The sequence below is a fragment of the Maritalea mobilis genome, assembly GCF_019800885.1.
Lineage (GTDB): Bacteria > Pseudomonadota > Alphaproteobacteria > Rhodobacterales > Rhodobacteraceae > Roseibacterium > Roseibacterium beibuensis.
In genome coordinates, this window is record NZ_JAHVKE010000001.1 from 641,853 (window position 1) to 665,972 (window position 24,120).

The following is a 24,120-nucleotide window of genomic DNA, read 5'->3' on the forward strand; positions in this document are numbered from 1 at the left end:
GCAAGTTTTGTCCTGTAGACCGAAGGACACAATGGGGGTTTCCCGCCAGACCTTGACCAGACCGCCGCACGCGCGACCCTGCCGGACAGCGACAAGATCGACAGGTCGTGAGCGGGCGATCCGCGTCAAACAGCCGGCGATTCCCTGCCAAATGGGCGAAATCCCGCCTAAATTCGGAATGATCAACAGGAGGCGCCGTTCGGTACTTTAAGAAAGATTTCGATTGTGTCATTCATCCCACACAGCCTGCGGGGAAGGCACTGACAAGTGACAAGGTCGCGACAACAGCGGCCAGTGCTGATGGAACGGGCAAACAAGGGGCAAACGAACTCATGACGGACATGACTTTTTCGCGACGCGCGATTCTGCGCGCCTTCGCCGCGAGCACTGTTGCCGCGGCACCTGTGATGGCAAACGCGACGGGGTTCTTGCGCGGGGCGGGTGATATCCGTCGACTGCGCATGTATAACGGCCGTGCGGGCGAAAGCCTGAACATGATCTACTGGATCGAGGGCGAATACGTCGCCCCGGCCCTGGAAGAGATCAACTACTTCATGCGCGACTGGCGCAACGATCAGGTGCACACCATCGACGCGCGCACCATCGACATCCTGGCAGCAGCGCACAACCTGATGGACACGTCCGAGCCTTACACGCTCCTGTCGGGCTATCGCAGCCCGGAAACCAACGCGATGCTGCGCCGCCGGTCCTCTGGTGTCGCGCGCAACTCGCTCCACATCCAGGGCCAGGCCGCCGACATCCAGCTGCAATCGCGCTCGGTCGGGCAGATCTACCAGGCCGGTCGTGCCTGCAACGCCGGTGGCGTCGGGCGGTATTCGGGCTCCAACTTCGTGCACATGGATTGCGGTCCGGTGCGCAGCTGGGGCTCCTGAACCTGGCGGACGGGCACTAGTCGGCTGAGGCACCCGTCAGGCCCGCCCATCAAGACCCAAGACGTTCCTTTCGAGCCTCGGCACCCTGCCGGGGCTTTTTTCATACCAGTGCGCCGAGACGTGATCGCCGCGCGCTTGGACAATCACCCGCCGTCCCCCATATTTCGGGGGAACGGAGGAAAGGACGACACGCGCATGTCACGCTACACGAAAGACCCCGACGCCATTGCCGCGCTGGACCCGGAGGAATACCGCGTCACCCAGCAAAACGGCACCGAACGCCCTGGAACGGGCAAGTATCTCGACAACAAGGAACCCGGCATCTACGTCGACATTGTCTCGGGCGAGCCGCTCTTCGCGTCGTCGGACAAGTACGAGTCCGGCTGCGGCTGGCCCAGCTTCACCAAGCCCATCGAACCGGCCCATGTCACCGAGTTGCGCGACCTCAGCCACGGCATGATCCGCACCGAGGTCCGTTCAACCCATGGCGACAGCCACCTGGGCCATGTCTTTCCCGACGGGCCGCGGGATCGGGGCGGGCTGCGGTACTGCATCAACTCGGCCTCCTTGCGCTTCGTCCATCGCGACGACATGGAGGCGGAAGGATATGGCGACTATCTCGACCAGGTGGAGGACATCGCATGAGCACCCAACTTGAACGCGCCGTTCTGGCGGGCGGCTGTTTCTGGGGTATGCAGGATCTGATCCGGCGCATGCCCGGCGTTGAAAAGACCCGCGTGGGCTATACCGGCGGCGATGTGCCCAACGCCACCTACGGCAACCACGGCACCCACGCCGAAGCCATCGAGATCTGGTTCGATCCCGCCAAGACCAGCTACCGCCGTCTCCTGGAGTTCTTCTTCCAGATCCATGACCCGACCACCAGGAACCGGCAAGGCAACGATGTGGGCATGAGCTATCGCTCGGCGATCTATTACGTCGACGAGGATCAGCGCCAATGCGCCCTCGACACGATTGCCGATGTCAACGCGTCCGGCCTCTGGCCCGGCAAGGTCGTGACCGAGGTCGAACCGGTAGGCGATTTCTGGGAGGCCGAGGATTACCACCAGGATTACCTGGAGCGGGTCCCGAACGGCTATACCTGCCACTTCCCCCGGCCCGACTGGGTTCTGCCCAAGCGCGACGCGGCGGAATAGGCCGCGTCACACAGGCCGCGCGGCGCAGAGCGGCAGAAGCCGTTCGTAAACCGCGCGGTCGCAAAGCTCTGTCGCCTCGGTGGTCACGGCAGAACTTGCTGCCGCGACACCGCATTGCAACACCTCCGGCAAGGGCCGCCCCCGCGACAGCGCCAGCACGGCCCCCGCCACGAAACTGTCCCCTGCCCCGGTCAACGAGGCGACGGGCACATCGGCGGCCGGGGCGAACCAGCGCCCTTCTTTCGAGACCAGGACCGAGCCTTCGGCCCCGCGTGCGAGAATGACGATCTCCGCCGCGCCGTCCTGCACGAGGCCTTCGGCCATCTTCGCGCTGTCCAGAGGATCCGGCAGGTCCCGCGACAGCAACTCCTCGGCCTCGGCGCTGTCCATGCGCAGCATGGCGAGGTTCAACCGTGCCGAGGCCAAGGCGGTCAGCGCCGGACCGGACGTGTCCGCGATCACGCGCACGCCACGCGCGGTCAAGACGCGCGCCAGTTCGACCAGCACGCCCGCATCGACCCCCGGCGGCAACGATCCCGACAGCACCACGTAATCGCCCGCAAGGGCCAGGCCCGGCAGGGCGACCATCAGCCGATCCACGTCGCTTGCCGACCACTCGGGACCGGGGAAGATAAAGCGGAATTGCTGCCCTGTTTCGGTTTCGATCACCGACAGGTTCTGCCGGGTTTCGCCCGGGGCGGGCAGATGGTGCACCCGGATCCCCTGCGTCTCCAATCGCAGGACCAGCCCCTGGCCGATCGGGCCAGCCACGGCGATTGCCGCATCCGCTTGCCCACCAAGGATCGCGATCCCGCGCGCCACGTTGATCCCGCCGCCCCCCGGATCACGACGCGGCGCGGCGCAACGCAACTTGCGCCCCGGCACGAGACGCGGGGTTTCGGTTTCAAGATCCAGCGCGGGGTTGAGCGTGACGGTCAGGATAGTCATGCAGCCCTTCTAGGGGGAAATCCGCCCGCGCAAAACCGCCTTTCTTTTCTGGCTTCAAAGCGATTGCAACGATCGACAGCAGGGTCGCCGGATCAGCCGAGAGTCTTGCGCAGCAAATAGGTATCCATGATCCAGCCATGCCGCGCGCGCGCCTCGGCCCGTGTGGCGATGATGCGCGGGGCGGCCTCGGCCAGTGGCCCGGAGTCGAGCACCTGTTCGGCCATGCCAAGGAACCCGCCCCACCAGATATGCAGCCCCTCGGGCGGCAGGTGCTGGAAACTGCATTCCCCGTCCAGCATCACCACGACCGTCTCGGCCCCTGCGGGCCAGCCATGGTCACGCAGCCGCCGCCCGGTGGTGACCGTCACCGCCCCGTTGACCGTGTTGAACGGGATCGCATGCGCCGCTGTCAGCGCTTGCAAGGCGGTGATCCCCGGCACGACGCGGAGAGTGGGACGGGGCGTCAGCCGGTCCGCGATCCGCAGGGTCGAGTCGTACAGCCCCGGATCGCCCCATACCAGCAGCGCGACCGGGCCCTCCGGCCGGTTGGCGGCGATGGTGTCGGCCCAGATGCGCGCGATCTCTTCGTGCCAGCGCGCGACGCGGTCGGCATAGGGCAGGCTTTCGTCGCGCACCGGCATGTCGAACTCGGCCACCGGTGCGGTACTGCCGCTCTGGGACAGGATCCGGTGCCGGAGATCCGCGAGATCGGCCTTGCCCGGCCCCTTGCGCGGCACCAGCACCAAGCCCGCATCCCGCAACGCGGCCCGCCCCTCCAGCGTCACGTGCGCCGGGTTGCCGGTGCCGATCCCGATCAGCCAGAGGTCAATCACGGTCATAGCTCTCGGCCAGCGCACCGTAGAAGATCAGCGCGGGCTTGTCGCTGCGGCCGGAGGCAAGTTGCTTTGCCAGGGCCGCCAGCGTGCTGCGGCTATAGGCGGCGTCGGGCGTGCCCACGGCCTCGGCCAGCATGGCGGGCGTGTCGGGGGACATGCCATGCGCCATCAGCATGTCGGCCAGCAACGGAAAGGTGCGTTTACCCATGAAGACCACGGTGCAGGCCATGGGGTCGGCCAGCGCCGCGAGGTTCAGATCCTTGGGCAAGCCGCCGGAGACATCGTGCCCGGTGATGAACTGCACCCGCCGCGCGCTCATCCGCCGGGTCAACGGGATCGCGGCGGCGGCGGCGGCCGCGAAGGGAGAGGCCACGCCGGGCACGATCTCGAAGGGGATGTCCGCGGCGCGCAGCGCGATCAGCTCTTCTTCCAGCCGCCCGAACAGGGCGCTGTCACCGGATTTCAGGCGCACGACCCGCCCCCCGGCAAGCGCATGATCCACCAGCAACTGGCTGACATGCTCCTGCTTGGGCGATGGCCGCCCGGCCCGCTTGCCGACAGGCACAAGCTCCGCATCCGGCCTTGCATGCGACAGGATCGGACCGGCCGACAGGTCGTCATACAGGATCGCGTCCGCGCGCTTCAGCCGGTCCAGTGCCTTCAGCGTCAGAAGCTCCGGATCGCCCGGACCGGATCCAACGAAACTGACGAACCCGGTCATGCGGTCCCTCCTGCGGTCAGGTGACGTCTGAGCGCCGTGGCCATGGTGCCGGAGCGCAACATACCGGGGGCCAAATCCACCCGGCCTGGACGAAAGCGACTGTCAGTCATCGCCATCGCTCCATCCTGCCCATGGGCTGTCGGCCGATTGCGGACGGTAGCGGCGGTCGTAATCCGGCGCGTAGAGACGGCTTTCGGCAAATCCCGTTGCCCCGATCGCCCGCCCTACGAGGATCAGTGCGGTGCGCTCGATCCCGTCGGGCATCGCGTCTTCGATGGTCGAGAGCGTCCCGCGCACGATCCGCTCGTCCGGCCAGCTTGCGCGCCAGATGACGGCGATGGGACACTCCGCGCCGTAATGCGGGGTCAACTCGGCCACCACGCGGCCCAGGTTCTGGATCGACAGATGGATGGCCAGCGTCGCACCCGTGGCGCCGAAAGCGGCCAGCGTTTCACCCTCGGGCATCGAGGAGGCGCGGCCTTGCGTGCGGGTCAGAACCACCGATTGCGCGATCCCCGGCAGCGTCAGTTCCGCGCCAAGGGCGGCTGCGGCGGCCGAGAAGGACGGCACGCCGGGCGTGACGGTATAGGGGATCTGCATCGCGTCTAGGCGGCGCAACTGTTCCCCCATCGCGGACCAGACCGACAGGTCGCCGGAATGCAGCCGCGCGATATCCTGCCCCGCGTCATGGGCGGCCGCGATCTCGGCCATGATCGCGTCGAGGTCCATCGCCGCCGTGTTCACGATCCGCGCCCCCTCGGGGCAATGGGACAGCACGGCCTCGGGCACCAGCGACCCGGCATAGAGGCAGACCGGGCATTGCGCGATCAGGTCACGACCCCGGAGTGTCAGAAGATCGGCAGCGCCCGGCCCGGCGCCGATGAAATGCACGGTCATGTCTCGTCCCTTTTCGCCAGAGCGCAGGTCGCAAGGCCATCCTGCGACACCACGCGCGGGGCCAGCAGGCGCGCGCCCGGCCCAGCTGCAGCCAGCGCCGCCGCTTCGGCCACGCTGCCGGTTCCGCGCGCCGCGCGCGACGGCTTGGATTGCGTGCGCGTCTCCTGCCGCGAGAGGGTGGCCGCGTCAACCGCATGAACCGGCAGGCCAAGCCCCGCCGCGAAACTGGTGAAGGCCGCCATTTGCGCCTTGTCCTCGGCGGTTGCGAGGACAGACACACGCGTTGAGCCACCCGCCCGGCTCAGCGCATCCGCGAGACTGTCGCGAGTGGCAGACGCCCGAAATCCGAACCCCGCGACAATCACAGCACGACCTGCCATTGCACCACCGGATAGGCGGATTTCCAGCCGCGCTTCGACCCAAGGGGCGCGGCCTCGGACAGCGCGATGCGCAGGAGCGTTCCGCCCAAACGGCCTGACCACTCCGTCAGCAGCGCCTCGGACTCCAGCGTGACCGCATGGGCCACAAGGCGCGTGCCCGGCGCTAGCCGGGTGGTCAGGACGGTGAGGAGATCGTTGGACAAACCGCCCCCGATGAACACCGCATGCGGCAAGGGAAGGCCGTCCAGCGCCATCGGGGCCTCCCCTTCGACGATCTGCAGACGGTCCACGCCCAATCGGTCGGCATTGTTGCGGATGCGCGCGGCACGGTCGGAGCGTGCCTCGATGCTGATGGCCTCGGTCGTCGGATGCGACAGCAGCCATTCAATGGCGATGGAGCCCGACCCGCCGCCGATATCCCAAAGCGTTTCGAACGGACGCGGGGCCAGCGCGGACAGGGCCAGCGCGCGGACCGGGCGCTTGGTGATCTGGCCATCGCTGTCGAAGACATCGTCCGCGAGTCCGGAGGCGCAGGGCAGCGGTGCGCCCTCGCCGGCCACCTCGACCGCAACGGCAACCGGGTGGACGAACCCGGCATCCGTCAAGGTCTCGGCCGTGGCCTCGGTCAGGCGTTCGCGCGGGCCGCCCAAGGCCTCCATGACCGTCAGGCCGCTTGCCCCGAACCCTTCTTCCGCCAGGTAGCGGGCAAGGTCCATTACGCTCTCGCCATCCCGCAGCAGGACAATCGCGCGCACACCCGGCGCGAGATGCGGCTTCAACCGGGACAGGGGCGCAGCATGCAGGCCAAGGCAAAACGTGCGCTCCAACGGCCAGCCGAGGCGCGCGGCGGCCAGCGAAAAACTCGAAGCCCCCGGCACGGCGCGCCACTCGTCGCGATCCAGCTTGCGCGCGATGACGGCGCCTGCGCCGAACCAGAACGGATCACCCGAGGCCAAAACGACCACGCGCCGCCCTCGCAAGCGCATCAGGATGGGCAGGCCATCGGCAAAGGGCACCGGCCACTCGATCGTCTCGGCGGCCAGATCGCCCAGCAGTGCAAGATGCCGCCTTGCGCCCATGACCACCTCTGCCGCATCCAGCGCGCGACGGCTTGCGGGCGGCAACCCGTCCGGGCCATCTTCGCCCAGACCCACGATGGTAAGCCACGGAGCCTCAGCCATGACGCAGACCCTCCTGATCCTTGCCGGCACGAGCGAGGCCACCGCGCTCGCCCGCGCCGTGGCGGAGCGTGGCATGGTCGGCACGGTCTCCTTCGCGGGCCGGGTGGAGCGCCCCTTGCGCCAGCCCCTGCCGCAGCGCGTCGGCGGGTTCGGCGAGGCCGAGGGACTGGCGCGTTACCTTGCCGAGGCGGGGATCACCCATGTCATCGACGCGACCCACCCGTTCGCGGTGCAGATGAGCCGCAATGCCGTAGAGGCCTGCGCGATGGCCGATGTTCCGCTTCTGGCGCTGACACGGCCCGAATGGCAGCCCGTGCCCGGCGACCGCTGGCAGCGCGTACCTGATATCGCGGGCGCGGTGGCGGCGCTCGACCGGCCCCGGATGACCGTCATGCTGGCCGTGGGACGGATGCACCTGGCCGAGTTCGCGCCCAACCCGCAGCATCGCTACCTGCTGCGGCTGGTCGATCCGCCCAGCCACCCCCTGCCCTTTCCCGAGGCCGAGGTTATCGTCGATCGCGGCCCGTTCGACGAGGCAGCGGATCGCGCCCTGATGGAACGCTACGGCGTTGACCTTGTCGTGTCGAAAAACGCGGGGGGAACGGGCGCCTATGCCAAGATCGCCGCAGCCCGTGCGCTGGACCTGCCCGTCCTGATGATCGACCGGCCGCCCCAGCCGGAGCGGCGCGAGGCCCATGACGTGGCCGAGGTCTTGGGCTGGCTGGCTCATTCCGGCACCGACCTCGGGGTATAGACGAAGGGCGTGCCGTCGCGATCGATGATCCGCGTCGCGGAGGAGCCGATCAGGACCACGGTGCGCATGTCCGCCATCTCCGGCGCGGCGTCTTTCAGGCGGACGACGCGCAGATGTTCCTCCGGGGTGGAGACGGCCCGGGCGAAAACCAGAACGCGCGACGGCTCGCAAACCTCTCGCAACAGGTCGAGCGCGCGGCCCATGCCCTCGGGCCGGGCCTTGGAGCGCGGATTGTAAAGCGCGATGGCGAAATCCGCCTCGACGGCGAGCCGAAGGCGCTTTTCGATCAGCGCCTGCGGTTTGAGGTTGTCGCTGAGGTTGATGGCGCAGAAATCATGGCCCATCGGCGCCCCGATCCGCGCCGACGCGGCCAGCATCGCGGTGATGCCGGGCAAGACCCGGATGTCGAGGGCGCGCCAGCGGTCTGGCCCGGTCTCGACCGCCTCGAACACGGCGGAGGCCATTGCGAAAACACCCGGATCGCCCGAACTGACGACGACGACGCGCCGGCCGTCCTCGGCCATCTGCAGCGCGTGGCGCGCCCGGTCCAACTCCTCGCGATTGTCGGTCTCGTGACGCGTCAGGCCGGGGCGGGCCGGCACACGCCGCACGTAGGGAATGTAGCCCACGACATCCGTCGCCTCGGACAGGGCTTGCCTCACCTCCGGGGTCACCAGGTCTTCGTCGCCCGGCCCCAGACCCGCGATGACGACCCAGCCGCTCATGGCCGCCGCCCCTGGCCATGGACAATGACGATGGAGAAATAGGGCGCCGCGCGGTTGCCCGCCTCGATCAGCGGAACCGCGGTTTCGTGATCCATGCTGGCGCATTCCACCAGCCAGGCGCGGTCTAGCTTCCCGGCGGTTTCCAGCGCGGCGCGCACCTTGGGCAGGTTGCGCCCGACCTTCATGACCACGATGGCGTCGGAATCGGCCATGCGCCGCGCAAGCTCTGCCTCGGGCATGGTGCCGAGCAGCACCGTCAGCACGTCGTCGCCCCAGGTCACGGGAATGCCCGTCGCCGTCCAGGCCGCGGACATGCCGGTGATCGCGGGCACGACCGTGACCGGAACGTCATCCTTCAGCCGCGTGTAGAGGTGCATGAACGAGCCGTAGAAAAACGGATCGCCTTCGCACAGAACCACCACATCCTCGCCCGCCAGTGCGATGTCGCGCAGCTTGGCAGAGACCTGTTCGTAGAACTCGGACAGGCAGGCGGCATAGGCCGGATCGTCCAGGGGGATTTCCGTCGTGACCGGGTATTCCATCGCGAATTCGCAGGCATCGGCGCGCAGCATCCCCTCGACGATGGCGCGGGCGCGCCCCGCCCGTCCCGCCTTGCGGAAGAACGCCACATGGGCGGCCCCGCGCACAAGGCGGTCGGCGCGGACGCTCATCAACTCCGGATCGCCGGGTCCAAGCCCGACGCCATGGATCGTTCCGATTTTCCGTCCCACGCTCATTCCGCGCGGCTCGCGATGGCGTTGATGGCGGCGACGGTGATCGCGCTGCCCCCGAGACGCCCCTCGATGATCAGACAGGGCGCGGGCTGAGCGGCCCAAAGGGCATCCTTCGACTCCGCCGCCCCGACGAACCCCACCGGGCAGCCGATGATCGCGGCGGGGCGCGGGCACTCGGGGTCCTCCAGCATTTCGAGCAGGTGGAACAGCGCCGTGGGGGCGTTGCCGATGGCCACGACGCTGCCCGCCAGATGCGGCCGCCACAGCTCCAGCGCCGCCGCAGAGCGGGTGGTGCCAAGGCGCGCGGCCAGATCTGGCACCTGCGGGTCGTGCAGGGTGCAGATCACCTCGTTCGCGGCTGGCAGGCGTTTGCGCGTGACGCCCTCGCTGACCATGCGCGCATCGCACAGGATCGGTGCGCCTGCCTCCAGCGCATCTCGGGCCGCTGCGACCATGCCCGGCGAAAACCGGGCGTGCTTTTCCAGCCCCACCATCCCGGCGGCGTGGATCATCCGGACGGCGACCTGCTCTTCGTCACTGTCGAAGCGCGCCAGATCGGCCTCGGCACGGATGGTCGCGAAGCTTTCGGCATAGATCGCCGCGCCGTCTGTTTCGTAGCTGTAGGGCATGGGTCCGCCGCCGATGAGGTCTGTCACGCGCCGCGGGGCGATGCCACGGCGCATGGGGTCATCCCATGGCACGCCGGTCGTGACAAGATCAAAGCGCCCATCCGGGCCCAACTCTGTCAGGTAAAATGGACAGCCATGCGCAGAACGCGCGGCGCTAGCGCAGAAAACGCAACGCCCATTGTGGAGTCCTGTCGCATTCTCCTATGTCCTGCGTCATGACAGCGACCAGGGCGCCCCGCATCGGGCGCTTGTGAGATATCGGAACTCCAGAGGAACCAAGGTGGGCAGCGAACCGAGAGCATTCGACAGAACCTGGCCGCAGCGCGGGTTTCTTGCGGCGGCGGCCCGGCCAATGTTCCTGCTCGCCGCGCTCTGGGCGGCGGGCGCGGTGGCGCTTTGGCAATGGGCGCCGTCGGTCATCGCCCGCCTGCCCGATCCACTTTCGTGGCACATTCACGAGATGACTTTCGGGTTCGGCGGCGCGGCGCTTGCGGGCTACCTGTGCAGCGCCATCAGCAGCTGGACCGCCCGCGCCCCGATCCAGGGCCTGCCCGTGGCCCTGCTCGCCCTGCTCTGGGTCGGCGCGCGCGTCGCGCTATTGGTCCCGGCCCTGCCCGCATGGGTCGCCGCGCTGTGTTCGGTCGCGTTCTTCTGGAGCGTTGCGGCCCTTCTTGTCATCGAGGCCAGGCGGGCCGGCAAGGGCTGGCAGCCCATCTTCATCACTGTTGCCATGATTGGCGGCGCGATTTCCGGCACCTGGACCCTGTTCATGGCGACCGGCGCGTTTCATCCCGCCTTTCCCGCCATCGCCGTCCTCGGCTTTGCCGCCATGCTGATCCATATCGGCGGGCGCATGGTGCCGGCCTTTCTCGACTACGCCGCGAAATGGGAGGGACGCACGGTGCGCGCCGTTCCCGCCCTGCCGCGCCGCCTTACCCTTGTCGCGGTCGTGGCGGCAGCGGCCTCGCTTTCCTATGGCGCGATTGACGTTGCCTCCTTCGCCCTCATTGCCGCGGGGCTTTTGATGCTGCTCTACATCGCCACGTGGCCCTTGGCCCCGGCAGGCCGGGACGTGCTCCTCGCGATCCTGACGATTGCCTGCGTCTGGGTGCCGGTGGGCCTTGTCCTCTGGGGCCTCTCGCTGCTTGGCATCGGCCTTGCGCCCGCCGAGGCGCAGCATGCCCTCGTCCTCGGGGCGATGGGGGGGCATTTCATGGGGCTGGGCGCGCGGGTCTTCGCCCACCGCACCGCAGAGGGGCTGAAGGCGCGCGCAGGCGTTGGCATGGCCTATCTGCTGATCCTTTGCGCCGTTCCGGCCCGCATGGCTGGTCTGCTTGACCTGTCCGCGGCGCTCTGGTGCCTCGGCTGGCTGGGCTTTGCACTGGCCATGGCCCCGCATCTGACCAGCCCGTTGCCGCGGCCCGTCTTCAGCGGATCGCGCCTCTGAGGGTGATTGCGCGAAGCAAGGGCCGCGCTATGTTCCGCCCGACACGACCAGCCATGCCGAAGGAGCCGGGAATGACCGACCGCAGCCGCCACATCGCCACGACGCAGATCCGCGCCCGCGACGGGGCTGCGCAATGACGCCCGAGGTCCGGCGCCCACCAACCACCCCCTGTCTCGGGGTATGTGTCTTCGACGCGGCGGTCGGGCGTTGCATCGGCTGCGCCCGCACGCTGGACGAAATCGCGGAATGGGGCCGCGCCAGTGACGCCTATCGCGAAAGCGTTTGGGCCGAATTGCCCGGGCGTGCGGCCGAAATGGGGCTGACCGTTCGACGCCTCGACTGGCAGGGCGAGCGCCTTCTGGACGAGGTGGAGGCCCGGTTTGCTGCCGCCGAGGGCCGCTTCGTGGTCGGCGTCCATGGCGCGGTGGCCGAGGTGCTGCGCGCCCCGGACGAACCGTTCGAGACGGATCGCGCCGCCTCTGTCCTGACGGTGAAAACGCCGCGCGCGGCCCTGCGCGTGAAGGCCGCGACTTACCTGACCGCGTTCGAGATCCAGCGCCCCGAGGACGCGCCGGTGATTGCCCTGGCCGTGCCGAAAGGGCGCGCCGGACAGCGCGGCCCGGCGGAACTGACCGACCTGGGGCCGGACACGGAGAGCCTTCTGTCCCGTGACGCAGGCGGGCGGCGCTTCGATCTGGGCCTCGGGCGGCGTGTCGCCCGGTTCACCCTGCGCTGCTCGGCAGAGCTGTCCGACGCCATCGCGCCCCAGTGCGGAACGCCCTTGCCGGATTGCCTTGAGCGCATCGCGCCAGCGGTGCTGTCGGCCAGCCCTGTGCGGGTTGTCGAGGCCCCTTGCCTGCGCGCCGAGGTCGACACGCCCATGTCGCCGCCCGGCACCACCCCGCCCGAAGGGCCGCACACGGGGCTTCTCCCTGCGCAGATCGCGCAGGGCCGTAGCATGCCGCCAAACCTGTCCTTGCCCGACGACTACGTTCTGTCTGCCCTGTTCTACCCGTCCTGACCCGTCCGACCCTTCGCCATGTCGTCGGCTTGCCCGACCGCGTGATCAGTACCTCTGGTGAGGTCACAAGCAGCGCCCTCCGAGCGTTGTGTGAGGCCGAACAGTAGGCCGGACCGGAGAGCCTTGGATCTCAGAAAAACATGGCTTGGCGTCGGACGGCAGGAATGGCATCCCCGACACGAACATTACGCAGGGGTCCACCCCGCGGGGAGAGAGCGATTTGAGCCAGATCATCCTTGTCACCGGCGGCGCGCGCTCGGGCAAAAGCAGCCATGCCGAGGCCCGCACACGGTCGTTTCCGGGCGAGCGCATCTATGTCGCCACTTCCCGCGTCTATGACGACGAGATGCGCGACCGGATCGATCGCCATATCGCCGATCGCGGCGACGGCTGGACCACGATCGAGGAGCCGGTGAACCTTGCCGAGGTGCTGGATCAGACCGACGGGCGCGGGCCGAGGCTTGTCGATTGCCTGACGCTCTGGCTGTCGAACCTGATGCTGGACGGGCGGGAGTGGGAACCGGCAGCCAAGACCCTGATCGAGACCCTGTCGCGCCAGACCAGCCCGGTGATCCTTGTCAGCAACGAGGTGGGCATGGGCATCGTGCCGGAAAACGCGCTGGCCCGCGCGTTCCGCGATGCGCAGGGCTGGTTGAACCAGCGCGTGGCGGTCGTGGCGGATGAGGTGCAGTTCGTCGTCGCGGGGTTGCCCTTGCAGATCAAAGGCCCCGCGTCCGAGTGACGTCGCCTTGCCAAGGCCTGCCGCGCTAGCGCGCAAGGGCCAGCAAGGCGTCGAGGTCCAGATCGGCGGCGATCTCGTCCGCGAAATCGTCCAGCGCCTGATCGAGCCGCGCGCGATGCCCCGCGCCCGAGGCCTGCCCGCCCATTCGCGTCAGCCAATGCTGTCGGAAGGGGTCCGACGCGAACAACCCGTGCAGGTAGCACCCGGACACGAGGCCATCGCCCGACACAGCGCCTTCATCCCGGCCCTCCAGCCTGAGCCATGGCTTGGTCAGGCCCGGCCCCTCGGTCCGGCCCATATGCATCTCGTAGCCGGTGACGCGCGTGCCGCTGATGCTGTCCTGCGCTTCGACCTCAACCAACCGTTTCTCGGCAGCGATCGTGGTCTCGATCTCCAGCAGGCCCAGGCCCGTGGTATCGCCCGGCGCGCCCTCGATCCCGTCCGGGTCGCGCACCACCTGGCCCAGCATCTGGTACCCGGCGCAAAGCCCCGCCACCCGGCCACCACGCCGCAGATGCGCGCGCAGGTCGATGTCCCACCCCTCGGCCCGGAAGGCCTCGAGCGCGGGGCGCGTGGTCTTGGACCCCAAGAGCAGGACCACGTCGGCATCGCCGGGGATCGCCTGCCCGGGCTTGACCCAACGCAGATCGACACCCGGCTCGGCGATCAGCGGGTCCAGATCGTCGAAATTCGCCATCCGCGACAGTTCGGGCACGGCGATGACAAGGCCGCCCCCTGCCCCCGTCTTGCGCCCGTAGCCAAGCGAGTCCTCCTCGGGCAGCGCGCGGGCGGCTTGCGACCAGCGCAGCAGGCCAAGGACGGGCCAGCCGGTCTCGGCCAGGATGTCCGCCGCCGCCGGAGCAAAGATCGACGGATCGCCGCGAAACTTGTTCACGATCACACCACAGACGCGCGCGCGGTCCTCGGCGCTCCACAGGCGGTGATGCCCGATGGCCGCTGCCGTGACCCCGCCGCGCGACTCGTCGCCCAGCAGAACGGCGGGCAGATCGGCGGCTTCGGCCAGCCCCATGTTCGAGATATCCTGCGGGCGCAGGTAGCGTTCGGCGGCGCAGCCCGCCCCCTCGACCAGCACGAGGTCATGCTGCGCCGACAGCCGGTCGAGGCTGTCGCGGACGGTCGCGCGCAACTCGGGCTTCAACCGCTGGTAGGCGCTGGCGGAGTAGCGGCCAAGGACGCGGCCCTGCACCACCACCTGCGCATCGACATCCGTCTCGGGTTTCAGAAGGACGGGGTTCATATGCACAGTCAGCGGCACCCCGGCGGCATGGGCCTGCAAGGCCTGGGCGCGCCCGATCTCTCCACCGTCCGAGGTGACGGCGGCATTGTTCGACATGTTCTGCGCCTTGAACGGGGCCACGCTCAGCCCTTTGCGAGCATAGGCGCGACAGAGGCCCGCGACCAGTAGGCTCTTGCCCACGTCCGACCCGGTGCCAAGCACCATCAGCCGCCGACCGGTCATCGCGCGAGCGCCAGCAACGCGTCGAGATCCATGTCTTCTTCGAGTTGATCGGCCAGCGCATCAAGCGTCGCTTCGATCTGCGCCTCGTGATCGAGCCCCGAGGCTCGCCCACCCATCGCCTCCAGCCAATGGCCGCGATACTCGACCGTCCCGAAGATCCCGTGGATGTAGGCCCCCATGACCCGGCCGTCAGGTGACACCGCACCTTCGTCCTGCCCATCAAGGCGCAGCCACGGACGCGACAGGCCCGGCCCGTCCGTCCGGCCCATATGCATCTCGTAGCCCGTGACGCGCGCCCCGCTTTCGGTGTCGACGGCATCCACTTCGACCAGGCGCTTGTCGTCGGTGATCGTGGTCTCGACATCGAGCAGGCCGAGGCCCGGCGTCTCACCCGGCGCGCCTTCGATCCCGGCGGGATCGCGCACCACGCGGCCCAGCATCTGGAACCCGGCGCAGATGCCGACCACCCGACCGCCGCGCCGCACGTGGGACAGGATGTCGATATCCCAACCCTGTTTGCGCAACGCCTCGAGCGCCGGGCGCGTCGTCTTGGACCCCGGCAGAAGCACGACATCGGCATCCACGGGGATCGTCTGGCCGGGCTTCACCCAGACAAGGTCCACGCCTGGCTCGGACGAAAGCGGGTCGAGATCGTCGAAATTCGCCACCCGGTCGATCTGCGGCACCGCGATTTTCAGGGCACCCCCGGCAGAACGTGACGGCCGTTCGAGCGCCAGCGCGTCCTCGGCGGGCAAAAGCGCCGCCCCCTCGAACCAGCGCGCCACGCCAAGGAAGGGCCAGCCAGTCATCTCGGTGATGGTTTGGCAGGCCGGTTCGTAAAGCGAGAAATAGCCCCGGAACTTGTTCACGAGGTAGCCCACGATCCGCGCACGCTCCTCCTCGGTGTGGAGCATCCAGCTCCCGACCATCGCGGCGAGCGCCCCGCCCCGGTCATTGTCGGTCAGCAGGACGACGGGCAGATCGACGGCCTCGGCAAAGCGCATGTTCGCGATGTCGGAGCGTCGCAGGTGCGTTTCCGTGGCCGCCCCGGCGCCTTCGACCAGGACAAGATCAGCCTCGGCCGCGGTGCGGTTGTAGCTGTCGACCACGGCGGGCATCAGCATTGGCTTGAGATTATGGTAATGCCGCGCGGGCCAGTTGCCGAGGGCGCGGCCCCGCAGCACCACCTGCGAGCCCACCATGGCCTGCGGCTTCAACAGGATCGGGTTCATGTGGATGGAGGCGGGCCGTCCCGCCGCGCGCGCCTGCAACGCCTGCGCGCGCCCGATCTCGCCGCGCGGCACGGTGCCGTCCGGTCCGGGCGGCAGATCGCCGTCGGCCGCGACGGCGGCGTTGTTCGACATGTTCTGTGCCTTGAACGGGGCGACCGTCAGGCCCCGGCGCGCATAGGCCCGGCAGAGGCCCGCGACCAGCATGCTCTTGCCCACGTCCGAACTGGTGCCCTGGATCATCAGCGCCCGACCCCGTCGCGGCGGCGCGGGGTCGAGAATGGGCACGTTGATGTCGGGCATCGGCGGCGGTGCGTCGTCGGGCGGCAGGTCGTAAGTCATGGCACCTCGCGGAACGGTTGGGCACAGGGTGATGTGCCTGTGGCGTAGAGCTTGTCAAGCGGCGGCACGGGTGGTCGGCCCGCGCGGCGATGCGGAGCGCCGGGGTTTCCAACGCCGGCCTGTGGTTCTATCTGTTTCACAACACATTGCCGCGCTTTGACCTCGAAAAGGAAAAACCGAGATGACCACCGAGACCCCATCGACCGCTCCAACCCTCGTGGTCACCCGCACGGGCGACTCCGGCGAAACGGATATCGGCACGGGCCGCGTGCTGAAATCCGCGCCGCGGATCGAAGCCTACGGCACGGTCGACGAGGCCAATGCCGTGATCGGCGTTCTGCGCACCGCCGCACGCGATGACAGCGACCTCGACGGGTGGCTGCGCGAAATCCAGACCGATCTGCTGAATATCGGAACCGACCTTCACATGGCGGGAGAGGCCAACGACGCGCAGCGGTTCAAATCCGCGCCCACCGAGCGGATCGAGGGGTTGCTTGAATCTCTGAACGCGAGCCAGCCGCCGCTGACGAGTTTCGTTCTGCCGACCGGGGTGAATGCCGCCGGGGCCTACGCGCATCTCGCGCGGACCGTCGTGCGCCGGGCCGAGCGCCGTGTCGTCGCACTCTCGCAGGTGGAGGCGGTGAACCCGGAGGTTCAGACATACCTCAACCGCCTTGCGGATTTCCTGTTCGTGGTCAGTCGCGCGCTGAACGAGCATGGCACCAAGGACGACGTCTGGGCGTCGTAAGAGACTTCTGAAAAGGCAGGGCGCCCGACACTTGCCGGGCGCCCCCCTTTTTTTCAACGGGTCAGGCGTGCCGCGTCTCAGCGCAGCGCCGCTTCCTGTTCTTCTTCGTCCATTTGCGGGTTGCCGGCCACCTGGCTCGGGTTCGTCGTGGCGGCATGGACCCGCGACAGTGCCGCGTCCATTTCCGCTTCGGACATCTGCTGATCCCCGCCGCCGCCGCAGGCCGCCGCGGCCAAGGCTTTCTCGCGGGCCCGCAGATCGGCCACCACCTCGGCGCGCTCATCCTCGGACAGGGGCCGCTTGACCGCGCCATTTGCCGTGGCCTTGGCCGCGCCATTGCTCAGGCCCAGACCTTCCTCGGCGGCCTTCATGCGCGCCTCGGCTTCTTCTTCCTTCCGCTTGGTGCGCGCCTTCCAGGCGTTCACGTCGCCGAAATCGACCTTTTCATCCAGCTTCTTGGTGCTGTCGAAGTTCCACTTGAGCTTCTTGATGGTCTGCGGTCCCCAATAGCCGAACTTCCCGAGGTCGTAGAACTTGCGTTCCAGCGCACTCTTGATGAAGGCCTTGAGACAGCCCATCAGGTAGCGGCGCTTCAGCGGGTCCTTCTGCCACGGGTAGTGGAACAGCGACCGGCGCATGTAGAACCGGCGATAGTTGTTCATCACCGCGTCCAGCAACTCGCCCCGATCCATGTTCTTGGGCTTCATGATCGGCGTCACGAAGTTGTACTTCTCGAAGTCGAAGACCTCGACCTGGTCCTCCATCTCGCGGTAGAGGTCGGAATAGGGCCAGGGCGTGAACATCGACCAGTTGGCCATGTCGGCGCCCCAATCCATCACCATCTCGTAGGTCTCGTTGATGGTTTCCGGCGTCTCGCTGTCGATGCCCATGATGAACTGGGCCTCGGTGACGATACCGTTTTCCCGCAGAAGCCGGATCGCCTTCTTGTTCTCGGCGACCGAGGTTTCCTTGTTGAACAGGTCTAGGTTGAGCTGTGCCGCCGCCTCGGTCCCCAGAGAGATGTGGATCAGGCCGGCCTTGCGATAGAAGGGCAGATCCTCTTCATCGCGCAGGATGTCGGACACGCGGGTGTTGATGCCCCAGTGGATGCCCAGGTCGCGGTCGATCAATTCCTGGCAGAAGGCGACGAAGGCCTTCTTGTTGATGGTCGGCTCCTCGTCGGCGAGGATGAAGAAGCCCACCTCGTGCTCTTTCATCAGGTGCTCGATCTCGTCGACCACCAGCTTGGGATCGCGCACGCGGTAGTCGCGCCAGAATTTCCACTGCGAGCAGAAGGAACAGGTGAACGGGCAGCCGCGCGACATGGTCGGCGTGGCCACGCGCACGTTCAGCGGGATGTAGATGTATTTAGGCCAGTCCAGCACCGACCAGTCGGCCACGATCGAGTCGACATTCTTGATCGGCGGCTCGGGCTTGGTCGCGATCACCTTCTCGCCTTCGCGATAGGCGATGCCGTTGATCTGGCCGCGATCGTTGGGCCAGCGGCCGGCATGCACGGATTCGACAAGGTTCAGCATGACCGCTTCGCCCTCGCCGCGCACCACGGCGTCGATCCAGGGGGCTTCCTTCAGCACCTGGTTGTACATGAAGGTGCCGTGGATGCCGCCCAGGACGCAGACGGCCTCGGGGTGCATTTCCTTGGCGATCTCAAGCGCGCGTTCGGCCTTGTAGATCGAGGGCGTCATGGCGGTGCAGCCGATGACGTCGATGTGGTCTTCCTTGGCCAGTTCGGCGCGGAGCTGATCTTCGGTCAGGTCATCGGTCATCGCGTCGATGAACCGGATATCGGTATATCCACCCGACTTCAGGAAGCCGGCGAGATAGGCGACCCAAGCGGGCGACCACTTGCCCGCGATCTCGGCCCCGCCGGAGTGATAGTTCGGATGAATCAAGACAATGCGCATCGGCGGTTCCTCCACGGCGCGGTCCAGAGGCGCCGGTCAATGTTCACGCAGATAGTTGTCAGGCAAACTTGACAGATCGATGCGTCGGAGGAATTGACATGAATCAAGCGCGAACGCGCTGTCGCCTCAATTCATCGCCATTCCGCCATCGATATTGAGGGTTTGGCCGGTGATGTAGCCGGCTTCCCATCCCAGCAGGAACCGAATCGCGGGGGCGACCTCTTCCGGGGCGCCGAACCGACCGAGGGGGATATCGGCGAGCAGGCGATCCTTGGACTCCGTTACCAGCGGCACCGACATATCCGTCATGATGACGCCCGGCGCGATGGCGTTGACGGTCGCGCGGCGGCGCAGACGGCGGGCCAGCGCGCGCGTCATCCCGACAAGCCCGGCCTTGGCCGCCGAATAGGCCACATAGTCCTTCGCCCCGCGCCGGTACGCGACAGAGGAGGCGAAGACCATCCGCCCCATGCGACCGGGCGGCAGGCGGTCCTCCATCGCGGTGGCGAAGTCATAGGCATTCGCGAGATTGTCGGCCATCGTCCGCTCCCACACGCCGGGCGTGTCGGCAAGTTCGCGGTCCGGGGTGAATGTGCCCGCAAGGTGCACCAGCCCGTAGATCGGCCCCTCGACGGCGGCGAGGGCGGCGCGGGCGGCCTCCACCCCGTCCGCCTCGAGCGGAAAGATGGGCGAGTCGAGCGGGCTGGCCATATCCTCAAGCGCCGATCCGGGGCGGTCAATCAACAGCAGGTCATACCCGGCAGAGCGCAAGGTTTTCGCCGTGACGCGCCCGATCCCGCCAGCCGCCCCCGTGATTGCGATCCGATCCGCCATGCCCGATCTCCTTCTTGCTTGCGTGACCGCGCCTTTCTGCACCGCATCCAACCGGGAAGGAACCCCTCTGGCCCCGGCGATGCCCTTGACACCCTTGGCCCGGCCAAACCAAGTGGGCCGGATGCCAGGCAAGAGGGGCGCAATGACCGAGTCACACAGATCCGGCGAAGGACCAGCGGCGCTGTCGGGACATGACCCGTCCCGGCCCACCCCGCCGCCGGGCCTCGTGATCGCGGCCCCGGCCTCGGGCATCGGCAAGACCACCGTGACCCTGGGCCTTCTGCGGGCGCTCCGCGACAGCGGGCTGACGGTGCAGGCCTTCAAGAACGGGCCCGACTATATCGACCCCGGCTTTCACGCGGCGGCCGGGGGGCGACCCTCGTTCAACCTCGACCTCTGGGCGATGGACACGCCCCTGCTGGACGCAATCCTGGGCATGTCGCAGGGGGCCGACCTGGTCATTTCCGAGGGCGCCATGGGCCTTTATGACGGCAGCGCCGCGCCGGGCGTCAGTGGCCGCGGCTCCAGCGCCGAGGTGTCGCAGCGGTTCGGCTGGCCCGTCGTCCTTGTCCTCAACGTCGCGGCCCAGGCGCAGACGGCGGCGGCGATTGCCTATGGTCTTTCCAAGCATCCCAACGCACCGCCGCTGGCGGGCGTGATCCTCAACCACGTCGCGGGCGCCCGCCACGAAATGATGATCCGCGAAGAGATGGCGACGCTCGGCATCACGGTCTTCGGCGCCCTGCCCCGCCGCAGCGACCTGGAGCTGCCCTCTCGGCACCTGGGCCTCGTGCAGGCCGAAGAACAGCCCGATATCGAACGCGTCATCGGGCGGCTCGGGGCCTTCCTGCGCGACCATGTCGATATCGCGAGCCTGACCGCCGCCGCGCGCCCTGGCGCGTCAAAGGACAAGGGCACGTGGCCCAAGCCGCCCGCGCAACGGATCGCCTTCGCCCGCGATGCGGCCTTCTCCTTCGCCTACCCGCACCTCCTCGAGGCGTGGCGGAATGCTGGCGCCGAGATCCTGCCCTTCTCGCCCCTGGCCGACGAACCGCCCGATGCCACGGCTGACCTCGCATGGCTCCCCGGAGGATACCCCGAACTGCATGCCGGCCACCTTGCCACCTGCGCGGCCTTCCGCGATGGCTTGATCCGCTTTGCCGAAACCAGGCCGGTTCACGGAGAATGCGGCGGCTACATGGTTCTGGGCGAAACGCTGATCGATGCGGATGGCGTGGGTCACCCGATGGTCGGCCTGCTGCGCCACACCACGAGCTTCCGCCAGCCCCGCCTGCACCTCGGCTACCGTCGGGCCGAGTTGCACGCCCCCTTGATGGGCCAAGCCCCCGGGACCGCCCTGGTCGGGCACGAATTTCACTACGCCACCCTGTCCGACCAGCGCGATGCGCCGCTGGCCAAGATCCATGACGCCCAGGGCAACCCGATGCCCGAGACGGGCTCTGTCCGCGGCACGGTCACCGGAAGCTTCTTTCACATGATTGCCACCACGGATTGATCTGGCCGCCGGACCCGTCCGATGCGCGCCGAAGTCATGTCTCGGGGGACAATCCACTCGACGCGGGCGATCGGCAGTTTATCTTTCCGGTAGCCATTCAGGGACGCCACTCAGAAGAGCAGAGGGACACGAGCATGCAACCGAAGGACACCACCAACAACGAAGCCTTCAAGGGCTTTACCAATACGTCCTGCCCCTTCCTGCCCTGCCACAAGGGTGTGCAGCGCGAATTCAACTGCCTGTTCTGCTATTGCCCGCTGATCGCCTATGAATGCCCCGGCCCGTACGAGGTGTTCACCGACAAGAACGGCGTGAAGCGCAAGGATTGTTCGGCCTGCACCCTGCCCCATGACGGCTATCACCAGTCGTGGAATTTCGTTCAGCGCTGGCTGGAATACCCTGTTCCATGGTCCGGCAACGAGCAGACCGACCCGCCCACCCGCCGCCCGAAGCCGCCGGGGTCCGACGAGTTCGAGGACTGACCTTCGGCTTACAGGTCCGCTTGCCCGGGAATCTTCAATCCGGGGCAAGCGGGTTTCGCGCAAGCTCATCTGCAATCGCCTCGTCCAGGGGCGTCTCGAAGCTGTTCAGGATGAACCCGAGGGTCGTGTAGAAACCGACTGTGGCGATCAGGTCCATCATGCCGTCCGTGCCGACAAGATCGACAAGGTCGCGCTGCATCTCCGCGTCAAGGGCCTTGGCATCGAAGAGTTGATCAACGGCCCGCGCCAGGATGGCATCCTCCGGCGCCATCCCTTCGGTTGGCCCCTGCATCGCGCGAATGCGCGCATCGGTCAGGCCGCAGTTGCGCCCGCGCACGACATGCTGCGCCCATTCATAGCGACTGCCCAGCCGATAGCCCGCCCGAAGGATGACGATCTCGCTCCGCTGTGGCCCCAGCGCGGTGTCGAGGACCACGTGCTGACGCAACCCGGCCCATGCCTCCAGAAGCGCGGGGTGATGCGCCATCACGCGGTAGACATTCAACGAGCCGGCAAAACCGGGCCGCAGTGACGCGATGCGGTCGGGCCAGTCGGCATCCGGGATCGGCGGGAGGTGTACAGTCTGGGTCAAACGTGGCGGCCTTTGCTTGTTTCCCGCAAACTCAGCGATCAGCGTACCAAAGACAATGCACGACGTCGGTGTGTCCGTTGTTTGACCGATCAGCCGAGCCTGGACCAGCAATTCAGAGGGGATGCATCGACAAACGAACTGCGGAGCGCTTCGGAAAAACCGAGCGGCGACAGCGCGAAACCGACAGAAGTGAAGTGGCGCACCCGATAGGATTCGAACCTATGGCCTCTGCCTTCGGAGGGCAGCGCTCTATCCAGCTGAGCTACGGGTGCCACGCCAAGGCCGTATAGGCGATTGGAGAAATCGCTGCAATGGGCCTTGAGGCGAAAACCGGCGGCTTCAAGCCCTCTTGCGCTGGCCCGCGTGGTGGTCTTGGATGCCGCCGCGAACGGGGAGGATCAAACACCATGACACGTGCGACACCGCTTTGGTTGCTGGTACTGCTTCAGGGCGGCATCTCGGCGGCTTCCCTCGTGGTCGAGATCGTGGCCGGGCGGATGCTGGCGCCGCATGTGGGCATGTCTCTTTACACCTGGACGTCGGTCATCGCGGTGGTGCTGGCGGGCTTCTCGGCGGGCCATTGGTGGGGCGGGCGCCTGGCCGAAAGGCCCGCGGCCTCGGCGCTGGCCTGGACCGGCGGGGCGCTGTTGGCCGGGGCGGTGACGACGGCGGGCGCCGTCCTGATCCTGCCGGCGGTGGCGGGGCCGGTCCTGGCGGCGCTGCAAGACCCGGTCAGCGGGATCACGGCGCTGACCATGGCCGCGTTCTTCCTGCCGTCGTTCTTCGCCGGGGTCCCTGCCCCGGTTCTGGCCCAGATCGCGGTAACGACGGCCAGCCGCTCGGGCCCGGCACTTGGCGCGATGTTCGCCTCAGGCGCGGTGGGGGCGATCGCGGGCACTCTGCTGGCCGGCTTCTTCTTCATCTCGTGGCTTGGATCCGCGGCGACGCTGCTCGTGGTCACGATTGTCTACGTCCTGTCCGGCCTGTTGTTCTTCTGGCTCGCGCGCTCTCGCGGCCTGCCCATCGCGTTGATCGCCGGGGCCGCCGCCGCCGGGCTTGGCGGCCTCGCGCTGGCCGCACCCGATCCCTGTGACGTGGAAAGCCGCTATTTCTGCATCCGGGTCGATGACCTCTCGGCCAACCCCGAGCGCCCTGTCCACCTGATGGTGATCGACCATCTCGCCCACGGCATCAGCGCGCGCGACCTGCCAGAGGTGCAATTCACCGAACACGCCGCCATGCTGGCAGAGCTTTCCGAGCGGCGCGCGCCGCGACCGAATTTCACCAGCTACCATATCGGCGGTGGCACCTATTCCGTCCCCCGCGCCTTCGCCGCGGGCGAGGCCGGAGAGATCACGGTCGCCGAAATCGATCCCGCCGTGACCGAGTTCGCCGAGCGGGAATTCTGGTTCGACCCAGGCAGCGCCACGATCCTGCACGAAGATGCCCGCCGCGCGCTGCTGACCCGCCCCGAACGGCATTATGACGTCATCATTGGCGACGCTTTCACCGACGTGGTCGTGCCCGTGCACCTCGTCACGCAGGAGTTCTTTCAACTCGCCGCCGACCGGCTGAATCCCGGCGGCAGCTACCTGATGAACGTGATCGATTACGAGGATCGCCTTTATGCGCTCTCCTCGATCGTGGCGACGATGCAGACCGTCTTTCCGGTGGTCGAGGTCTGGACGCATCTGACCCAGCCCGCACCGGGCGCCCGTATGGTCTTTGTCGTTGTGGGCGGCGACAGCCCGACCGCCGTGGGGGATTTCTCGGTGCCCGCCCCCGACCTGATGCGCTTCGGGGCGCTGGCCGATGGCATGGTCGCCCAACTGGCCGAGGCGCGCGGGCAGGTCCTGACCGACGATTACGCCCCCATCGACCGCCTGATCGGGCGGCCTGACTAGGCA

25 protein-coding genes and 1 tRNA gene are annotated in these 24,120 nt (G+C 67.6%); 11 read left to right on the forward strand and 15 right to left on the reverse strand.

Features of this window, described 5'->3' with window-relative positions:
- The first annotated feature begins 407 nt into the window (after positions 1 to 407).
- The 3 genes from KUV65_RS03210 (at position 408) to msrA (ending at position 2,050) form a co-directional block, all read left to right on the forward strand.
- Positions 408 to 893, forward strand: a complete 486-nt coding sequence (locus tag KUV65_RS03210) for a YcbK family protein (protein ID WP_222187463.1) — start codon at positions 408 to 410, stop codon at positions 891 to 893.
- A 195-nt stretch (positions 894 to 1,088) separates the two neighbouring features.
- Complete coding sequence (gene msrB, locus KUV65_RS03215) at positions 1,089 to 1,538, forward strand: peptide-methionine (R)-S-oxide reductase MsrB (protein ID WP_222187465.1); 450 nt, start codon at positions 1,089 to 1,091, stop codon at positions 1,536 to 1,538.
- Positions 1,535 to 2,050: a peptide-methionine (S)-S-oxide reductase MsrA gene (msrA, locus tag KUV65_RS03220; protein ID WP_222187467.1), complete on the forward strand. Its 516-nt coding sequence runs from the start codon at positions 1,535 to 1,537 to the stop codon at positions 2,048 to 2,050. The genes msrB and msrA overlap by 4 nt, the downstream gene beginning before the upstream one ends.
- Before the next feature lie 6 nt (positions 2,051 to 2,056).
- On the opposite strand, the gene KUV65_RS03225 is transcribed toward msrA, so the two are convergent.
- From KUV65_RS03225 to cbiE, 6 genes are all read right to left on the reverse strand, one after another.
- Entirely contained in the window at positions 2,057 to 2,998 is a 942-nt protein-coding gene (locus tag KUV65_RS03225) for a 1-phosphofructokinase family hexose kinase (protein WP_222187469.1), read from the reverse strand.
- 92 nt (positions 2,999 to 3,090) lie between these two features.
- Positions 3,091 to 3,831, reverse strand: a complete 741-nt coding sequence (gene cobF, locus KUV65_RS03230; protein ID WP_222189575.1) for a precorrin-6A synthase (deacetylating) — start codon at positions 3,829 to 3,831, stop codon at positions 3,091 to 3,093.
- Positions 3,824 to 4,555 (reverse strand): uroporphyrinogen-III C-methyltransferase, encoded by a 732-nt coding sequence (cobA, locus tag KUV65_RS03235; RefSeq protein WP_222187471.1) that lies wholly within the window; start codon positions 4,553 to 4,555, stop codon positions 3,824 to 3,826. The genes cobF and cobA overlap by 8 nt, the downstream gene beginning before the upstream one ends.
- A 102-nt stretch (positions 4,556 to 4,657) precedes the next feature.
- Positions 4,658 to 5,452: a precorrin-4 C(11)-methyltransferase gene (gene cobM, locus KUV65_RS03240; protein ID WP_222187473.1), complete on the reverse strand. Its 795-nt coding sequence runs from the start codon at positions 5,450 to 5,452 to the stop codon at positions 4,658 to 4,660.
- Entirely contained in the window at positions 5,449 to 5,832 is a 384-nt protein-coding gene (locus tag KUV65_RS03245; protein WP_261331577.1) for a cobalamin biosynthesis protein, read from the reverse strand. Before KUV65_RS03245 ends, cobM begins: the two co-directional genes overlap by 4 nt.
- Positions 5,814 to 7,013: a precorrin-6y C5,15-methyltransferase (decarboxylating) subunit CbiE gene (gene cbiE, locus KUV65_RS03250; protein ID WP_222187475.1), complete on the reverse strand. Its 1,200-nt coding sequence runs from the start codon at positions 7,011 to 7,013 to the stop codon at positions 5,814 to 5,816. Before cbiE ends, KUV65_RS03245 begins: the two co-directional genes overlap by 19 nt.
- Between cbiE and KUV65_RS03255 the strand changes: the two genes are divergently transcribed.
- Positions 7,012 to 7,767 carry a cobalt-precorrin-6A reductase gene (locus KUV65_RS03255; RefSeq protein ID WP_222187484.1) on the forward strand — a complete coding sequence of 252 codons (756 nt, stop codon included), beginning with the start codon at positions 7,012 to 7,014 and terminating at the stop codon, positions 7,765 to 7,767. The two genes, cbiE and KUV65_RS03255, sit on opposite strands and share 2 nt — an antisense overlap.
- Here KUV65_RS03255 and cobJ read toward each other — a convergent pair.
- The 3 genes from cobJ to KUV65_RS03270 are packed head-to-tail and all read right to left on the reverse strand — an operon-like array spanning position 7,740 to position 9,855.
- Positions 7,740 to 8,492, reverse strand: coding sequence for a precorrin-3B C(17)-methyltransferase (cobJ, locus tag KUV65_RS03260; protein WP_222187486.1), 753 nt, complete (start codon positions 8,490 to 8,492; stop codon positions 7,740 to 7,742). The genes KUV65_RS03255 and cobJ overlap by 28 nt on opposite strands.
- Positions 8,489 to 9,211, reverse strand: coding sequence for a precorrin-2 C(20)-methyltransferase (locus tag KUV65_RS03265; RefSeq protein WP_374107066.1), 723 nt, complete (start codon positions 9,209 to 9,211; stop codon positions 8,489 to 8,491). The genes cobJ and KUV65_RS03265 overlap by 4 nt, the downstream gene beginning before the upstream one ends.
- A gap of 14 nt (positions 9,212 to 9,225) precedes the next feature.
- Positions 9,226 to 9,855 carry a precorrin-8X methylmutase gene (locus KUV65_RS03270; RefSeq protein WP_222189578.1) on the reverse strand — a complete coding sequence of 210 codons (630 nt, stop codon included), beginning with the start codon at positions 9,853 to 9,855 and terminating at the stop codon, positions 9,226 to 9,228.
- Between the two features lie 280 nt (positions 9,856 to 10,135).
- Here KUV65_RS03270 and KUV65_RS03275 point away from each other — a divergent pair, with 280 nt between their 5' ends.
- From KUV65_RS03275 to cobU, 3 genes are all read left to right on the forward strand, one after another.
- Positions 10,136 to 11,302: an NnrS family protein gene (locus tag KUV65_RS03275; protein ID WP_308124496.1), complete on the forward strand. Its 1,167-nt coding sequence runs from the start codon at positions 10,136 to 10,138 to the stop codon at positions 11,300 to 11,302.
- A 133-nt stretch (positions 11,303 to 11,435) separates the two neighbouring features.
- Positions 11,436 to 12,323 (forward strand): DUF1289 domain-containing protein, encoded by an 888-nt coding sequence (locus tag KUV65_RS18175; protein ID WP_222187492.1) that lies wholly within the window; start codon positions 11,436 to 11,438, stop codon positions 12,321 to 12,323.
- A 220-nt stretch (positions 12,324 to 12,543) separates the two neighbouring features.
- Positions 12,544 to 13,065 (forward strand): bifunctional adenosylcobinamide kinase/adenosylcobinamide-phosphate guanylyltransferase, encoded by a 522-nt coding sequence (cobU, locus tag KUV65_RS03285; protein WP_261331579.1) that lies wholly within the window; start codon positions 12,544 to 12,546, stop codon positions 13,063 to 13,065.
- Between the two features lie 25 nt (positions 13,066 to 13,090).
- Here cobU and KUV65_RS03290 read toward each other — a convergent pair whose 3' ends face one another.
- Positions 13,091 to 14,545, reverse strand: coding sequence for a cobyric acid synthase (locus tag KUV65_RS03290; protein ID WP_222187494.1), 1,455 nt, complete (start codon positions 14,543 to 14,545; stop codon positions 13,091 to 13,093).
- Complete coding sequence (locus KUV65_RS03295) at positions 14,542 to 16,077, reverse strand: cobyric acid synthase (RefSeq protein ID WP_222189582.1); 1,536 nt, start codon at positions 16,075 to 16,077, stop codon at positions 14,542 to 14,544. The genes KUV65_RS03290 and KUV65_RS03295 overlap by 4 nt, the downstream gene beginning before the upstream one ends.
- 220 nt (positions 16,078 to 16,297) lie before the next feature.
- Here KUV65_RS03295 and KUV65_RS03300 point away from each other — a divergent pair, with 220 nt between their 5' ends.
- A complete protein-coding gene (locus KUV65_RS03300; protein ID WP_222187496.1) occupies positions 16,298 to 16,864 on the forward strand; it encodes a cob(I)yrinic acid a,c-diamide adenosyltransferase in 567 nt (188 codons plus the stop codon).
- 77 nt (positions 16,865 to 16,941) lie between these two features.
- Here KUV65_RS03300 and bchE read toward each other — a convergent pair whose 3' ends face one another.
- Together bchE and KUV65_RS03310 are read right to left on the reverse strand one after the other, a co-directional pair.
- Positions 16,942 to 18,789, reverse strand: a complete 1,848-nt coding sequence (gene bchE, locus KUV65_RS03305; protein ID WP_222187498.1) for a magnesium-protoporphyrin IX monomethyl ester anaerobic oxidative cyclase — start codon at positions 18,787 to 18,789, stop codon at positions 16,942 to 16,944.
- A gap of 126 nt (positions 18,790 to 18,915) precedes the next feature.
- Complete coding sequence (locus KUV65_RS03310) at positions 18,916 to 19,623, reverse strand: SDR family NAD(P)-dependent oxidoreductase (protein WP_222187500.1); 708 nt, start codon at positions 19,621 to 19,623, stop codon at positions 18,916 to 18,918.
- Positions 19,624 to 19,765: 142 nt separating this feature from the next.
- Here KUV65_RS03310 and KUV65_RS03315 point away from each other — a divergent pair, with 142 nt between their 5' ends.
- Both KUV65_RS03315 and KUV65_RS03320 read left to right on the forward strand, forming a co-directional pair.
- On the forward strand, positions 19,766 to 21,139 hold the full coding sequence (locus tag KUV65_RS03315; RefSeq protein WP_222187502.1) for a cobyrinate a,c-diamide synthase: 1,374 nt from the start codon (positions 19,766 to 19,768) through the stop codon (positions 21,137 to 21,139).
- Positions 21,140 to 21,273: 134 nt separating this feature from the next.
- Positions 21,274 to 21,621, forward strand: a complete 348-nt coding sequence (locus KUV65_RS03320) for a cysteine-rich small domain-containing protein (RefSeq protein ID WP_222187503.1) — start codon at positions 21,274 to 21,276, stop codon at positions 21,619 to 21,621.
- A gap of 34 nt (positions 21,622 to 21,655) precedes the next feature.
- On the opposite strand, the gene KUV65_RS03325 is transcribed toward KUV65_RS03320, so the two are convergent.
- Positions 21,656 to 22,213, reverse strand: a complete 558-nt coding sequence (locus tag KUV65_RS03325) for a carboxymuconolactone decarboxylase family protein (protein WP_261331580.1) — start codon at positions 22,211 to 22,213, stop codon at positions 21,656 to 21,658.
- Positions 22,214 to 22,408: 195 nt separating this feature from the next.
- A tRNA-Arg gene (locus KUV65_RS03330) sits at positions 22,409 to 22,485 on the reverse strand.
- 135 nt (positions 22,486 to 22,620) lie between these two features.
- Here KUV65_RS03330 and KUV65_RS03335 point away from each other — a divergent pair.
- Entirely contained in the window at positions 22,621 to 24,117 is a 1,497-nt protein-coding gene (locus KUV65_RS03335; protein WP_222187504.1) for a fused MFS/spermidine synthase, read from the forward strand.
- Positions 24,118 to 24,120: the final 3 nt, after the last annotated feature.

Coding starts and splice junctions, on each gene's coding strand:
- KUV65_RS03210 (WP_222187463.1), top strand. CDS start 408: ATGGCAAACGCGACGGGGTTCTTGCGCGGGGCGGGTGATATCCGTCGA.
- msrB (WP_222187465.1), top strand. CDS start 1,089: ATGTCACGCTACACGAAAGACCCCGACGCCATTGCCGCGCTGGACCCG.
- msrA (WP_222187467.1), top strand. CDS start 1,535: ATGAGCACCCAACTTGAACGCGCCGTTCTGGCGGGCGGCTGTTTCTGG.
- KUV65_RS03225 (WP_222187469.1), bottom strand. CDS start 2,998: ATGACTATCCTGACCGTCACGCTCAACCCCGCGCTGGATCTTGAAACC.
- cobA (WP_222187471.1), bottom strand. CDS start 4,555: ATGACCGGGTTCGTCAGTTTCGTTGGATCCGGTCCGGGCGATCCGGAG.
- cobM (WP_222187473.1), bottom strand. CDS start 5,452: ATGACCGTGCATTTCATCGGCGCCGGGCCGGGCGCTGCCGATCTTCTG.
- KUV65_RS03245 (WP_261331577.1), bottom strand. CDS start 5,832: ATGGCAGGTCGTGCTGTGATTGTCGCGGGGTTCGGATTTCGGGCGTCT.
- KUV65_RS03255 (WP_222187484.1), top strand. CDS start 7,012: ATGACGCAGACCCTCCTGATCCTTGCCGGCACGAGCGAGGCCACCGCG.
- cbiE (WP_222187475.1), bottom strand. CDS start 7,013: ATGGCTGAGGCTCCGTGGCTTACCATCGTGGGTCTGGGCGAAGATGGC.
- cobJ (WP_222187486.1), bottom strand. CDS start 8,492: ATGAGCGGCTGGGTCGTCATCGCGGGTCTGGGGCCGGGCGACGAAGAC.
- KUV65_RS03270 (WP_222189578.1), bottom strand. CDS start 9,855: ATGCCCTACAGCTACGAAACAGACGGCGCGGCGATCTATGCCGAAAGC.
- KUV65_RS18175 (WP_222187492.1), top strand. CDS start 11,436: ATGACGCCCGAGGTCCGGCGCCCACCAACCACCCCCTGTCTCGGGGTA.
- KUV65_RS03290 (WP_222187494.1), bottom strand. CDS start 14,545: ATGACCGGTCGGCGGCTGATGGTGCTTGGCACCGGGTCGGACGTGGGC.
- KUV65_RS03295 (WP_222189582.1), bottom strand. CDS start 16,077: ATGCCCGACATCAACGTGCCCATTCTCGACCCCGCGCCGCCGCGACGG.
- KUV65_RS03300 (WP_222187496.1), top strand. CDS start 16,298: ATGACCACCGAGACCCCATCGACCGCTCCAACCCTCGTGGTCACCCGC.
- bchE (WP_222187498.1), bottom strand. CDS start 18,789: ATGCGCATTGTCTTGATTCATCCGAACTATCACTCCGGCGGGGCCGAG.
- KUV65_RS03310 (WP_222187500.1), bottom strand. CDS start 19,623: ATGGCGGATCGGATCGCAATCACGGGGGCGGCTGGCGGGATCGGGCGC.
- KUV65_RS03315 (WP_222187502.1), top strand. CDS start 19,766: ATGACCGAGTCACACAGATCCGGCGAAGGACCAGCGGCGCTGTCGGGA.
- KUV65_RS03320 (WP_222187503.1), top strand. CDS start 21,274: ATGCAACCGAAGGACACCACCAACAACGAAGCCTTCAAGGGCTTTACC.
- KUV65_RS03335 (WP_222187504.1), top strand. CDS start 22,621: ATGACACGTGCGACACCGCTTTGGTTGCTGGTACTGCTTCAGGGCGGC.